Source organism: Chryseobacterium gleum (assembly GCF_900636535.1).
Classification (GTDB): domain Bacteria; phylum Bacteroidota; class Bacteroidia; order Flavobacteriales; family Weeksellaceae; genus Chryseobacterium; species Chryseobacterium gleum.
Genome location: NZ_LR134289.1, coordinates 3,131,800 through 3,146,511 on the forward strand (window position 1 = coordinate 3,131,800; position 14,712 = coordinate 3,146,511).

At 36.5% G+C, this 14,712-nt stretch carries 13 protein-coding genes; 11 read left to right on the forward strand and 2 right to left on the reverse strand.

What is annotated here, in order from left to right:
- Nucleotides 1-119 precede the first annotated feature (119 nt).
- Nucleotides 120-1,259 carry an EpsG family protein gene (locus EL165_RS14225; protein ID WP_041462082.1) on the reverse strand — a complete coding sequence of 380 codons (1,140 nt, stop codon included), beginning with the start codon at nt 1,257-1,259 and terminating at the stop codon, nt 120-122.
- A 1-nt stretch (nt 1,260) separates the two neighbouring features.
- Nucleotides 1,261-2,268: a hypothetical protein gene (locus tag EL165_RS14230; RefSeq protein ID WP_002983701.1), complete on the reverse strand. Its 1,008-nt coding sequence runs from the start codon at nt 2,266-2,268 to the stop codon at nt 1,261-1,263.
- Between the two features lie 191 nt (nt 2,269-2,459).
- Between EL165_RS14230 and EL165_RS14235 the strand changes: the two genes are divergently transcribed.
- The 11 genes from EL165_RS14235 to EL165_RS14285 all read left to right on the forward strand — a co-directional run bounded on the left by EL165_RS14235 (nt 2,460) and on the right by EL165_RS14285 (nt 14,706).
- Complete coding sequence (locus EL165_RS14235; protein WP_002983702.1) at nt 2,460-6,113, forward strand: MMPL family transporter; 3,654 nt, start codon at nt 2,460-2,462, stop codon at nt 6,111-6,113.
- A gap of 42 nt (nt 6,114-6,155) precedes the next feature.
- Nucleotides 6,156-7,070: a hypothetical protein gene (locus EL165_RS14240; protein WP_002983704.1), complete on the forward strand. Its 915-nt coding sequence runs from the start codon at nt 6,156-6,158 to the stop codon at nt 7,068-7,070.
- 1 nt (nt 7,071) lies between these two features.
- Nucleotides 7,072-8,211: a dialkylresorcinol biosynthesis protein DarB gene (gene darB, locus EL165_RS14245; RefSeq protein ID WP_002983706.1), complete on the forward strand. Its 1,140-nt coding sequence runs from the start codon at nt 7,072-7,074 to the stop codon at nt 8,209-8,211.
- The gene (locus tag EL165_RS14250) at nt 8,211-8,642 is read left to right on the forward strand and encodes a hotdog family protein (protein WP_002983708.1); all 432 of its coding nucleotides are present in this window, start codon (nt 8,211-8,213) and stop codon (nt 8,640-8,642) included. The genes darB and EL165_RS14250 overlap by 1 nt, the downstream gene beginning before the upstream one ends.
- 6 nt (nt 8,643-8,648) lie before the next feature.
- On the forward strand, nt 8,649-9,092 hold the full coding sequence (locus EL165_RS14255) for a hotdog family protein (protein ID WP_002983710.1): 444 nt from the start codon (nt 8,649-8,651) through the stop codon (nt 9,090-9,092).
- Between the two features lie 563 nt (nt 9,093-9,655).
- Nucleotides 9,656-10,060 (forward strand): flexirubin biosynthesis protein DarG, encoded by a 405-nt coding sequence (gene DarG / locus EL165_RS14260; protein ID WP_002983712.1) that lies wholly within the window; start codon nt 9,656-9,658, stop codon nt 10,058-10,060.
- 45 nt (nt 10,061-10,105) lie between these two features.
- The gene (gene darH, locus EL165_RS14265) at nt 10,106-11,101 is read left to right on the forward strand and encodes a BtrH-related acyltransferase DarH (RefSeq protein WP_002983713.1); all 996 of its coding nucleotides are present in this window, start codon (nt 10,106-10,108) and stop codon (nt 11,099-11,101) included.
- Nucleotides 11,102-11,114: 13 nt separating this feature from the next.
- Nucleotides 11,115-11,861, forward strand: a complete 747-nt coding sequence (locus tag EL165_RS14270) for an ABC transporter ATP-binding protein (RefSeq protein ID WP_126358647.1) — start codon at nt 11,115-11,117, stop codon at nt 11,859-11,861.
- Nucleotides 11,848-13,116: an ABC transporter permease gene (locus EL165_RS14275; RefSeq protein WP_002983717.1), complete on the forward strand. Its 1,269-nt coding sequence runs from the start codon at nt 11,848-11,850 to the stop codon at nt 13,114-13,116. The genes EL165_RS14270 and EL165_RS14275 overlap by 14 nt, the downstream gene beginning before the upstream one ends.
- Nucleotides 13,106-13,534, forward strand: a complete 429-nt coding sequence (locus tag EL165_RS14280; protein ID WP_002983719.1) for an acyl-CoA thioesterase — start codon at nt 13,106-13,108, stop codon at nt 13,532-13,534. The genes EL165_RS14275 and EL165_RS14280 overlap by 11 nt, the downstream gene beginning before the upstream one ends.
- Nucleotides 13,531-14,706 carry a beta-ketoacyl synthase N-terminal-like domain-containing protein gene (locus EL165_RS14285; protein ID WP_002983720.1) on the forward strand — a complete coding sequence of 392 codons (1,176 nt, stop codon included), beginning with the start codon at nt 13,531-13,533 and terminating at the stop codon, nt 14,704-14,706. The genes EL165_RS14280 and EL165_RS14285 overlap by 4 nt, the downstream gene beginning before the upstream one ends.
- The last annotated feature ends 6 nt before the right edge of the window (nt 14,707-14,712 follow it).

The window sequence follows — 14,712 nt, forward strand, 5'->3', positions numbered from 1 at the left end:
ATGTTGTTAATAATTTAAAAACAAAGCTAGTAAACAGCACAAACATGAACAAGGTTTTCACAAAAAAAAGACAGCCTAATGACTGTCTTTATAATTAATATATTGCTAATTTTCAAATTCTATGGAAGAATGTAGTTCTGATAGCTCTCAATTGAAAATCGCCCTGCCTTGATATTGTTAAAGATAGCAAAGACCACAAAATTGAACACGACCAGTGAAATAATAAATGCATAGATCATATTTCTTACTCTTCCTGAAACCACGTACATTGCATTTGGAATTATAATATATGCAAATCCGATGAAGGCCCCAGCAAGTCTTGACGAGAATACAGGGTTATTTCTAAAGATAAAGTAAAGACATATTCCAATTACGGCATAATTTCTATGGTATTCGTAATAAGGATATAATTCTTTCATCTTGGTATCAAAAGCAAAAAGGAAAAAAGTAAGAATAGCCATCATCACCTCCGGAATTCCAATACCCCCGTTCAATCGCTGCGCCGTCTGATCAATATATCCGTTGAACCCTTCTACCAGGGTACTGTCAGAAGCCATTCCATCTAAGAGACTACCAAAACTCCTGTATATCTCAAAAGGAGATAAAAAGACTGAACCAACAATCATAATCAGCATCACTGTCTTATTGATCGGGACACGTGCCAGCCAGTACATGGGGAGGAATAAATAACATACACTGTGTATACCTGATCCTATGAATATAAAAAATAAGTAATGCCAGAATTTCCTTTCTTTAATATACCGTATGGCAAAGTAAACGATAAAGGTGCCCAAATTCTGTCTGATTTGTCCGCTTTCTCCTATAAAGAAGTTAGGAATAAACATAAAAAGGGTAAAGGTAAAAGGATAAAATGTGTTATCTTCCGTATATTCTACTTTAAAGATCATTGCAAAAATAGCAATGACCAATGTGAGGATATAAAAAGGGGCATCAAAGATATTCAGAAGAATTTTATTAATGAGCGTATACAGCCATTCCACATCCAGATTTTCAGTTCCTTCCATATGGAGCATCTTCATAAAGATACTGTAATAGCTTTTGGTATCAGAGTAAATATAAATCCCTTTATAACTTCCATAATCCGGACCTACATCTTTTCTAAAACCGACAATAATGATAAAATAAACCGCAAGGAACCAGAACCATTTTTTATCAACCTTCTTTCCATACACTTCCTGAACACTGAAGAACAGCATATAGAGGATTGCAACTAAATAATATGGATGTAGTAAACTCATGCTAAATCTCTGATGTTTTTTTAAACTGATGATATGCTGTGATTATTCCGGTCAGAATTAAAGGCAGAAACAGCCTTACCTCCCAATACAGTCCTACTAAAGTAATCATCAGAAGGTAAGGAATGGAAAAGAAAAAATACTTTCCGAAAACACTCCTGTTTTCTGGCGCTGTACAAAGCTTATATATAAAATAAATCACAATTAACGCAAATACCAGCCCCGCAAGATTGAAAGGACTGGAAAAGTTTCTGTTGATATAAAACCCTTCCACAAAAGCAGTTTCTTCCTGTACCAGTATGGCTCTTAATCCCAGATAAGGAATCAGAAAAGCAACCACCAATGGTATTATTTTCCAGATAATCTGATAATTTCCTTTTTTTAAATCGTCAATAGTAAAAAAAACAGCAGCAAAAAAGGCAATATTCAGACAGGCTGTTTCTCTTACCAGAGTTGAGATTGCAATTAAGCCGATAAGAATAAAAAAGAAAATATTTTTTCCGGTATCCGAATATTTCAGGGTCAGATAAACACCCGAAAGATAACAGAAAAGCGCTATAGTATCACAGTTTGTCGGCGCATACTGTGTTATTACAATGAAAAATACAGACAGAAGATGGATGATTCTTCTTGCATTAAGATTCAGAAGAAGGCCTGTTGATTTCAGTTGAAAAACAGCATTCAAAATCAAGGAACATAAAATGAAGAAAACACTGTTCATCAGGAAAAGACCGTGATAAAAAGGAGTTCCGTTTTTGGACAAAAAATTTTTAAAGAAAGACAGAGGACCGTTAATGAGATAGTACATCAGATCCGTCATCTGCACACTCAGATAATTGGGAATCACTCTGTAAGCATATACCGAGGAAAACAAAAAGTCAGGCGTTTTTTCTGATGTTTTCAGTCTTGTATAAGAGGATTCAAATCCATAATAAGACATCGCAAACAACAGGAGCGGAAGTACTATTACAAATAGAAATCCGTTTATTTTTTCATCATTTCTTTTCAACATATCTAAAACAGATTCTTATTTTTTAATAATAATTGTGGTTTAAAATACATTTTTCAAAAGGGAACTTTTGCAAAAGTAGAATATTTTTTGAATCATCCTAGAATATTTTATTGATTTTCAGTCAAAACTTATTGCTAAATATTTTGAACTAATACTTAAAAAATTAAATTTGCAGACTTGATTTAAATGCAATGCATCGCTTTTTTATATTTTTATATTATCTGATTTCCAAAAATAAAATTCTATCTGTACTGACAGCCATGGGAATTGCCGTTTTGTGCATTTTTTTTGCGTCAAAGATCAATTTTGAGGAAGACATCAATCAGATTATCCCTAAAAATGAAAAATCAGATCTTACAGCAAAAGTTCTCAAGCAACTCAATTTTTCAGATAAAATTATTGTTATTATTGAAAACAAATCCGGAGAAGACAGCTTTCAGCTTTCTGAAACGGCAGATACTTTCTTAAAAAAAATTGAACCTCTGCAAAAATATATCAGTTCCATTCAGGGGAAAGTGAATGATAATGAAATTTCAGAAACTTTTGATTTTGTCAATCAGAACCTTCCACTCTTCCTTAATGAAAATGACTATAAGGAGATTAATCAGAAACTGCAAAAAGACAGCATTGCCAAACAGGTAGAGGATAATTACATCTCACTGGTTTCTCCCACAAGCCTTGTCACTAAAGAGTTTATTAAAAAAGATCCTTTGGGACTTACTTTTTTGGGAATAAAAAAATTAAATGCTTTAAACATCAGCAAAGACTTCAAACTTGAAGACAGCTATATTGTAACCAAAGACGGCAAAAACCTCCTGCTTTTCATTGATCCTAAAAACAAAAGCAATGACACAAAAGCCAATGAAGCATTTGTAGATCAGCTCAATTCCATCAAAGACAGCATCAATAAGCAGTTCAAGGGAAAAACAGAAATCAGCTATTTCGGTTCCCCTGTAATTGCGGTGGCCAACGCAAAACAGATCAAAAAAGACATCCAGAATACAGTTGTCATTTCTATGACAGTCCTTTTGATTCTTCTGATCTATTATTTCAGGAATTTCTTCACTCCCATCATTGTTTTTTTACCAACAGTATTTTCCGTATTACTTGCTTTATTGGTTCTTTATTTTATTAAAGATAAGATTTCGGCAATTTCACTAAGTGTGGGAGCTATTTTGATTGGAATTACCATTGATTATGCCCTGCATATTCTTACCCATTACAAGCATAACAATAATATTGAAGAACTTTACAAAGAGATTACCCAACCGATCATATTAAGCAGTGCAACGACAGCCGTTTCATTCTTATGCCTGGTTTTCGTACGTTCTGAAGCATTGAAGGACTTAGGACTTTTTGCAGCCATTACCGTTATTCTTTCTTCAATCACAGCATTGATTATCGTTCCTCAGCTTTATAAACCAAAAGAAAAGGGAGAACACCTGAACACCAACTTTATTGATAAGATTGGCTCTTATCCTTACGAGAAAAACAAGCCTTTGATCATAGGCTGTTCCATTATTATTCTGGCCTGCCTGTTTGGATTCAGACATGTAGGATTTAATGAAGACATTGGAGATCTGAATTATATTCCGAAAGAATTAAAAATCAGTGAAGCAAAACTGCAGAAGCTTTCCGATATTACTTCAAAATCTATTTATACGATTTCTTACGGAAATTCTGAAGAAGATGCTTTAAGCAGAAACTCTGAACTAAGCAGCTTCCTTGAAAAAGAGAAGAAAGAGGGCAAGATTTTAAGCTACAATTCAATTGGAAGTGTTGTGCTTTCAGAAAAAGACCAACAAAAAAAGATTGATGAATGGAACAGTTTCTGGAATGAGAAAAAGAAAAGCCAGACCATTTCTGAGCTGATCAGTAACGGAAATAAATTAGGTTTCAACAGTTCTGCATTTGATAATTTCATTGAAGTTTTGCATAAAGATTATTCTGTATTACAACTGAAGGATTATCAACAAGTGAAAGCACTTCAGATTTCAGAATTCATGAGCAGCGAGAATGGTTTTTATACCGTTTCCAACGTTGTAAAAGTAGACGAAAAGAAAAGGGATGCTTTTATCAAAGATATTGAAAAGAAACATGATGCTATTGCTATTGACCGCCAGCAGATGAATGAAAATTTCCTTGGATTATTGAAAAGGGATTTCAATACCTTGATCAACTACTCTCTTCTAGCCATTATTTTAACTATTATTGTTTTTTTCAGAAATTTTGAATTAACGGTTCTTACCATGTTCCCGATTGTTTTAACGGGAGTTGTTACAGCCGGAATCCTTTATTTTCTGGGATTGGAACTGAATATTTTCAGTACTGTAGTGTGCACATTGGTTTTTGGGGTTGGTGACGACTTCAGCATTTTCCTTACGCAGGCCATGCAGAAAGAACATACCACAGGAAAAAATGAACTGCCTACATACAGAATTTCCATCATTCTTGCGGTTTTCACTACGATTCTTTCCATTGGCTCCCTGATTTTCGCCAAACATCCTGCCCTGCATTCCCTGGCTTTGGTTGCTTTAATCGGAATGTTCTCAGTCATTATTATTACCTCTACCCTATATCCGTTCTGGTTCAGACTGCTGATCACCAACAGAGCAAAAAAAGGACTTTCACCGATTACTTTCAGACTGTTCATATGGTCTGTATTCTCATTCTTGTATTATGGAATTGGCGGATTGCTGTTTTCCGCTTTCGGAAGCTTCTTTGTCAAAAATTCCAAAGGAAATACACTGAATATTATCAAGATAATTTTAGCAAGGTTTTTAACTTCTGTTCTTTATTCTAATCCTTTTGTAAAGAAGAAGGTCATTAAGAATCCGTCGGAAGATTTCAGTAAACCGGCAGTGATCATTGCCAACCATACATCCTTTCTGGATACACTGGCGATTGCAATGACGACTCATAAAATCATCTATCTTGTGAATGACTGGGTATACCAGTCTCCTATTTTTGGAAAGCTGGTAAGAGCTCTTGGGTTTTACCCCGTATCACAGGGAATTGAAAATGGGATGGAAAAGCTGAAGGAAAAAGTTGAACAAGGGTACTCATTAGTGGTTTTCCCTGAAGCAGAACGTTCTTATAACAATGACATCAAAAGATTTCATAAAGGAGCATTTTATCTTGCAGAACAGTTCGGCCTGGATATTCTCCCAATCTACATCCATGGAAATTCTGAAGTATTGCCAAAAGGAGACTTTATTATCTATGATGGCAGCATCACAGTAAAAGTTGGCAGCAGAATCAGCAAAGATGATATGAGTTTTGGTAAAAACTATTCTGAGAGAACCAAAAAGATCAATGCTTACTTCAGAGAAGAGTTTGCAAAACTTCGGGAAGAGATTGAGGATGAAAATTATTTTAAGAAGAAATTATTCCTGAGCTATCTTTACAAAGACAGTGAAGTAGTGAAAGACGTAAAAGAAGATTTTAATACCAACAAATCAGTATATTTTGAGCTTAACAAGCATATTCCCAATGACGCCGGCATCCTTCATATAGCTGATGATTTTGGGCAAAAAGATGCTTTATTAACATTGTATCAGGCAAACAGAAGAATTTTCTCTATGATCCGGAACGATGAAAAGAGGGAAACTGCCGCCCACAGCTATCTGGTAAAAAGAAGAAAAATACATTATATCAAAGACCTTTCTGAGATCAATAAGAAAATTGACGTTCTTCTTTTATCAGATGAACATTTTACAATGAATGACCTTCAGGAACTTCCTGAAACCATCATTTTTGTAAATACAAAAAACACCAGGTTTGAAAGTGAAAATTATACACTGAAATTCAGTTCTGAATTCATAAAAGTATTTAAATCTACTTAATAAATATGAAAAACATATTTTTGTAAACCCTAAAGAAAACTAATGAAGAAAAATATACTTGTCATATATTATTCACAAACCGGCCAATTGGAGGATATTGTGAAGAACATCGCCAGGCCTTTTGAAGCTCAAAAGGAGAAATATGATGTTACCTATTATAATATTAAGCTCAAGGAAGACTTTCCGTTTCCCTGGCCAAGTGATGTTTTTTTCAACACTTTTCCCGAATCCTATCTGCAGATTCCAAAAGAGATCCTTCCACCTTCAGAAGAAGTTCTCAATAAAAAGTATGATCTTATCCTCTTCGGATATCAGGTATGGTATCTCACACCATCCATTCCTATTATTTCATTCTTAAAAAGTGAGTATGCAGGCCGTATCCTTAAAGATACTCCTGTCGTTACCATTTCCGGAACCCGAAATATGTGGATGCTTTCCCAGGAAAAACTAAAAGTATATCTAAGAGATCTGCAGGCAAAACTTGTCGGAAATATAGCACTGGTAGACAGACATGACAATTATACCAGCGTACTGACCATTCTCAGATGGCTTACCACAGGCCAGAAAGAAAAATCAGGAATGCTTCCGGCAGCCGGTGTTTCTGATGAAGAAATTGCAGGTTCTGTAAAGTATGGCGAGATTATTGAAAGACATTTCAACAACAATGATCTGATTAATCTGCAACCGGATCTTGTTAAAAACGGAGCCATTGAAATCCGTGCATTTCTGGTGCGTGTAGAGAAGGTAGGAAATAAAATTTTCACAGTATGGTCTAATCTGATTATCAAGAAAAAAGAGAAACGTCCATTGCTGATAAAATTCTTTAAGGTATATTTGATGGCCGCGATATGGATTATCTCACCTGTCGTTTTGGTATTACACCTTCTTACCACCCCTATATTTTGGTTTAAAAGACAAAAACAAAAAAGATATTTACAAGGAATTAATTTAAAATAGAATGTACGACGTATTTATAACAAAAGCATCAAAATACTTACCCAATGAGCCGGTAGCGAATGATGAAATGGAGACTTATCTTGGGCTTATCAATGATGCGCCATCTAAAGCAAAATCACTTATCCTAAGAAATAATAAAATCACAACAAGATACTACGCTTTAGATAAGGACGGAAATCCTACACACTCTAATGCGCAGCTTACGGCAAAAGCAATCGAAGGCCTTTTTGATGAAAATTTCAAAAAGGAAGACATGAAATTATTATCGGTAGGAACCACTTCACCAGACCAGATCCAGCCATCACACGCTTCTATGGTTCATGGTGAACTGAACATCGGAAAATCTATTGAAATTAATACTTCAACGGGTCTTTGCAACTCAGGAATGAATGCGCTGAATTACGGATTCCTTTCTGTAAAAGCAGGCGTACAGGAAAATGCTGTATGTGCAGGCTCCGAAAGAATGTCTGCATGGATGACTGCTGATAAATTTAACCATGAGGCTGAAAATTTAAAATTACTGGAAGAAAGACCTATCATCGCTTTTAAAAGAGAATTCCTGAGATGGATGCTTTCTGACGGAGCAGGAGCTTTTCTTTTGGAAAATAAGCCACGAGAAAACAGCACTTCATTAAAGATAGAATTCATTGACTTCTATTCATATGCCCACGAAATTGAGGCATGTATGTATGCCGGATGTGATAAACTTGAAGATGGGAGCCTGAAATCATGGGCAGATTACCCGTCTGATGAATGGCTGAAACAATCTATTTTTGCCATCAAACAGGATACGAAAATCCTGGATAAATATATCCTTGTAAAAGGAGCTGAAAGTTTAAGGTCTTCTTTTGACAAACATAACTTAGATCCTGAAAAAATTGATCATGTACTGGCTCATATCTCTTCGGGCTATTTCAAAGACGGACTCAAAGAAGAATTTGCTAAAAAAGGAATGGACTTCCCTGCGGAAAAATGGTTCTATAACCTTTCAGAAGTAGGAAACATCGGAGCAGGATCTATCTTTATTGCTCTTGAAGAACTGATGAATTCAGGAAGACTGAAAAAAGGAGAAAAAGTACTTCTTTGTGTTCCTGAAAGCGGAAGATTTGCTTATTCATGTGCATTACTAACTGTTTGCTAATGGAAAACAAGCTGCCGACATCTGATAAAGATTTTGTTGAAAGTCTTATTCCGCAAAGGTTCCCTTTTGTGATGGTAAATGAATTGACCGAGTATTCTGAAAATCATCTCCTGTCAGGTTTTGAAATCAAAGAAGATAACCTCTTTATCCAAGATGGATTATTTCAGGCCTCAGGACTTATTGAACACCAGGCACAAAGCGTTGCTTTACATACAGGATATAAATATTACCTGCTTGGAAAAGATGCACCTACCGGATATATAGGATCCATCAAGTCTTTTGAAGCTGAACAACTGCCTAAAATTGGCGACCATCTGAAGTCTGAGGTAACAATTCTGAATGAAGTAATGGGAGTAACCCTGGTAGATATCGTAACCAAACTTAACGGTGAAGTGATTGCAAAATCTCAAATGAAAACCGCTGTAAAATAAACCGAAATGGAAATAAAGGAAGAAAATATCATCAATATACACAACTTTTTACCACATCGCGAGCCGATGCTTATGGCAGATTATATCCTTGAACTGACCAAAGAAAAAGTAGTGACTTCCTTTGAAATCAAAGAAGATAATATATTTGTTCACAATAATGAATTTGTGGAAGCCGGATTAATTGAAAACCTGGCCCAAACCTGCTCATCGATTCTTGGACAAAGCTTCTTCGAAAATCCTGAAGCAGATACCAAAGTAATTGGCTTTATTACCAATATCAAGAAAATTGAGGTTTTTGCTCTTCCAAAGGTGAATGACAAAATTATCTCCAGGGCATCACTTATCTCGCAGTTTGAGAATATCTGCCATATATTTTGTGAAACCTTCAATCATGATGAATTATTGATCAGAGCAGAAATCAACCTGTTTATTCAGGAAGTAAAGTCGTAAAATTCAATTGAATATAGATATAGTAAAGCTGTACTTTTTGTGCAGCTTTTTTACTATTGAACTCCCGATTGTTGACATTTGTGATGAATCAGGTTTCGGCAAAAGCCAATTGAATTGATTCCTATTTGCAAGCGGGCTAAAGCCCGCTTCTATTGAATTGATTATAAAAATCTTACAATAAAATCTTCATTATACTTATTCAACTTCAAACAAAAAAATCATTCAAGACCACTGATAATCAAGCTAATAACACAAATTAAATATCATCAGAAATTGAATTATTTCACGTGAAACATTTTATAAATCCGTGGAACACTTATTATTAAGCAAAAGGGATAAAAAAGTCATGACGTAAGCTACAACATGACTGTTAATTCAACATAATTATTTTCTGTTGGAATCTGCAAAATGTTTTAATACGGCCCCAGTTTTGAAGTAATAACTCCTCAGATTTAATATGATTTACATATAATGTATTTTCACTATTTTAGCCACCTGATTAAAAGAATCAAAAACAGGTGAACCATTTCTCATCTGGAATCTAAAAAAATAACATTATTTAGATGAAAAAACAAGACCTGCCTCAAGACGAAAGTAACCTGAAATCCGCCAACATGACTGAAGTCCTGTATGTGACGGATGAGAATGACAATTACACGACAGCAAACAGTACAGGCTGGGACGCCAAGAAAGCTGCTCTGGATGAATCGATGGAACTTATTCATGAAAGAATTGAGGAAGCAAGGAAAAATGTGGCCAATAATACCGCAAGCCCCATCGTTTATTTTATGGAACTGAATAAAATGGATATTGGCGTTCTTGCTTCTTATGTAGGAATGTGGCAATGGAGGGTCAAAAGACATTTTAAACCAAAAGTATTCAAAACACTAAGCGAAACTGCACTGAAAAAATATGCCGATGCATTCGGAATTTCAGTGGATGAATTAAAAAACTTCGACGGGAAATAATGAAGCAAGGCTTCATTTTACCTATGAAAAAGATACAATCAGCAAATGAAATTAAACTTTGAACACCATCAGACTGCGCATTGCGAAAACGGTGTTGCTTCTAATCTACTGCTCAACAAAGGCCTTAAACTCAGTGAACCTATGATCTTCGGGATCGGTTCCGGACTGTTTTTTGTCTACCTCCCTTTTTTAAAGGTAAATTTTGCTCCGGGCTTCAGCTACCGCCCGATGCCGGGTGCAATTTTCAGTAAAGCAGCCAAAAGATTAGGAATTAAAATTAAAAGAGAGAAATTCTCAAATCCTAAGGATGCCCAGAAAGCGCTAGAAAGAAATCTGGAACAAAATATACCGACAGGGCTTCAGGTAGGGGTTTTCAATCTTACTTACTTTCCTGAAGAATATAAATTCCACTTCAATGCCCACAACCTTGTGGTCTATGGAAAAGAAGACGGAAAATTCCTGATCAGTGATCCGGTAATGGATTACACAACTTCCCTTTCCGAAGCAGAACTGGAAAAAGTAAGATACGCAAAAGGAGCACTGCCTCCGAAAGGACACATGTACTACCCTGTTTATGTTCCTGAAAATGTGAATCTTGAAGAAGCCATTAAAAAAGGAATCAAAGATACCTGCAAAAATATGCTGGCTCCGGTACCGCTTATCGGGGTAAAAGCCATGAGATGGGTAGCGAAAAGCATCCCGAAATGGGCAGAGAAGAAAGGAACAAAAGTAACCAACCATTATCTGGGGCAGCTGATCAGGATGCAGGAGGAAATCGGAACCGGAGGTGGTGGCTTCAGATTTATCTATGGAGCATTTCTTCAGGAAGCTGCTGTTATTCTTAAAAATGATGAGCTAAAAGAATTATCCAAAGAAATTACTGCTATTGGTGACCTTTGGAGGGATTTTGCCGTGGATATTGCAAGGGTGTATAAAAACAGAAATTCGAAAAGCAATATCTACAATGAACTTTCAAAAACAATGCTGCATATTGCAGATCTGGAAGAAGCTTTCTATAAAAAACTGAGAAAAGCGATCTGATATGGCGGAAAATATGATTGAAATCAAAAACCTATATAAGAAATACAAAAATTCTGAGGATTTTTCTGTAAATGATATCACATTGAATATCAGCAAAAATGAAATCTATGGAATTCTGGGGCCTAACGGTGCCGGGAAAACAACTTTAATTTCTATGCTTTCCGGACTGATAAAGCCTACATCAGGTCAGTTTACCATTAACGGACTGTCTCCGCAGAAAGATGGTTTCAAAATCAGACAGATCATCGGAATTGTTCCACAGGAATATGCGTTGTATCCTACGCTTACCGCAAAAGAAAATCTGATGTTTTTCGGAAGCCTTTATGGTTTAAAGCACAACCAGCTCAAAAAAGCCATAGATGAATCGCTGGAGATCATGGGACTTTCAAAATTTGCCAATAAGCAGGTAGGACAGTTTTCAGGCGGAATGAAGCGCCGCTGCAACCTCATCGCAGGAACGCTTCACAATCCTAAAGTTCTCTTTCTGGATGAACCAACTGTAGGTGTGGATGTTCAGTCTAAAAAAGCAATTATTGACTATCTTTTGGATTTGAATAAGAAGGGAACCTGTATCATCTATACTTCTCATCACCTCTCGGAAGCAGAAGAATTCTGTACCAAAATTGCCATCATTGATCATGGAAAAATCCATGCTGTAGGAACCCCTGAAGAACTGGTAAACAGAGTAGCAAGCGCAGAAAACCTTGAAGATGTTTTCATTTCATTAACCGGAAAAGAATTAAGAGATGTTGTTGTATAAACTGTGGAGAAGCTTTATTAAAGAAATTCTTCTTCTGAAAAGAGATATCGGAGGAATTGTCATCATTTTTGTGATGCCGCTGCTTTTGATTGTAACCATTACCCTTATTCAGGATTCTACCTTTAAAAACCTTGAAGGATCAAAGATTCCGATTATTTTTATTGATAATGACAAGTCTGAGGTCTCAAAGAACATCAAAGCAGAACTGGAAAACAGCAAGACATTCCAGCTGCTGACCAACTTCAATGAAAAATCTGCGCAGGATGCTGTTTTTTCAGGAGACTATCAGATGGCAATCGTCATTCCTGACAATTTAACGAAAGATTTAAATTCCAATATTGATTCTAAGGTTCAGACCATCGTAAGTTCATTCGGGCTGGAAGGAGATTCTGCGAAAGTGAATAAAATTATTCCAAAGGCCAAAGAAATTCACTTATACTTTGACCCGGCAACTAATGCAGGATTCAAAAACTCAGTGATGAATTCTGTCAACAAAATGGTTTTTGAAATTGAAAATAAAAAGATTTATAAGGCATTTCAGGATCAGCTGGGTACCACAGAGAATCTTGACGAAAACAAAAACCTGATCAGCTTTAAAGAAATCACCCCGAAAAAAGGGGAAATGGATGTTATGCCGAATTCCGTTCAGCACAACGTTCCTGCATGGACTCTTTTTGCGATCTTCTTTATTGTAGTTCCTTTATCCATCAATCTGGTAAAGGAAAAGAGCCAGGGAACAAGTGTAAGAGCAAGAATAAGCCCTACTCCGTATTTTGTGCATATATTAGGAAAAACATTTACTTATCTTATTATCTGCATCATTCAGTTTTTACTGATGGTGGCGGTGGGAATTTATCTTTTTCCTTATATGGATCTTCCGGCCTTTGATGTATCCGGAAAAATGTTTCAGCTTATCATCGTAACTTTGTTTGCAGGGTTGGCAGCCATCGGATTCGGTGTACTGTTAGGAACGATTGCCGATACACAGGAACAGTCTGCTCCCTTTGGAGCAACTTCTGTAGTAGTTCTGGCGGCTGTAGGAGGAATCTGGGTTCCCGTATTTTTAATGCCGGAATTCATGCAGACCATAGCGAAATTCTCTCCAATGAACTGGGGACTGAATGCCTACTATGATATTATTTTAAGAAACAGCGGCATCGGTGGAATCGCCAAAGAACTGGTTTTACTGTTCTTATTTTACCTTGCCACGGTAGCTGTTTCCCTATTTTACGAAAAGAAACAAAATGCAGTCTAAAGAAAATATATTAAGCTGTACTGAAGAAGTAAGAGTACGGTTCAATGAGACGGATCCACTGGGAATTGTCTGGCATGGACATTATATCGTGTATTTTGAGGACGGAAGGGAAGCTTTCGGACGTCAGCATGGCCTGACATATCTTGATATTCAGAATGCCGGATATGTAACACCGATTGTAAAAAGTACCTGTGAACATTTTCTTCCTTTAAAATATGGGGAAACATTCAGAATTGTGACAACTTTTATCAATTCTGTTTCCGCCAAGCTGATCTACAGATACGAGCTTTTCAATCAGGAAGATCAATTGGTGTGCAGCGGTGAAACTATCCAGGTTTTCCTGGACAGTAACGGAACCCTGTGCCTTTACAACCCGGAATTTTTTCAAAACTGGAAAGATAAAATGGGATTATCATGAGGAAGGAAATTTATATCACAGACTACAATTGTGTAACCCCTTTAGGATTCAATACAGAATCTAACTGGAATGCGCTTCTAGGAGGAAAATCGGGTGTTGCTTTACATAAAATCACAGGCAGTCAGGATGCTTGTTATGCTGCCATGATAGATTCTGATCAACTTAATGAAGAGTTCGGCAGAATCTTCGGCGACGCTCAGAATAACAGTGATAATTTTACAAGACTGGAAAAAATGCTTCTTTTAAGCCTGCACCCTCTTGTTAAAAAACATATCCTGTCAGAAGACACGGCTTTTATCCTTTCCACAACAAAAGGAAATATCAGTCTGCTAAAAAATCAGTCTGAATTGCCGGAAGGCGTTTATTTATCAAAACTGGCACAAAAAATAGCCAATTTTTTCGGATTCAAAACGAAACCTGTTGTGGTTTCCAATGCCTGCGTTTCAGGAGTAATGGCCATTGCGGCAGCTAAAAATATGATCCGGGCAGGAAAGTATAAAGATGCTTACGTGATTGCGGGAGATGAACTTTCTGAATTTGTTATTTCAGGATTCAACTCGTTTCAGGCCATTGGTTCCGGACCTTGTAAGCCTTATGATAAAAACAGGGATGGAATCAACATCGGTGAAGCGGCAGCAGCTGTGTATATCACTTCATGTCTTTACGAAGAACAGAGTAACGAAGCAATCTCACAAAACGAAAAATTCAGGTTTAAAATTCTGGGAGATTCTGCAGTCAATGATGCCAATCATATTTCCGGACCATCTAGAACAGGAGATGGCTTATATGCCAGTATCAAAAATACTATGACAGAAGCGAATGTTTCGGCTGAACAGATTGATTTTATTTCTGCTCACGGAACGGCGACTTTATATAATGATGAAATGGAGGCCATTGCCTTTAACAGAATAGGACTTCAAAACATTCCTCTCAACAGTATGAAAGGCTATTACGGGCATTGTCTGGGTGCATCAGGCCTTCTTGAAAGCATTATTTCTATGGAAAGTGCTCTGCACAGCACCTTACTTCCATCAAAGAACTTTGAGGAAATGGGAATAACCCAGCCTTTGAATATTATCAGGGAAAACCAGGCTGCAGAAATTAAATATATTCTGAAGACGGCTTCAGGATTCGGTGGTTGTAACGCAGCTGTTGTGCTGGAAAAATGTTAAATTGAA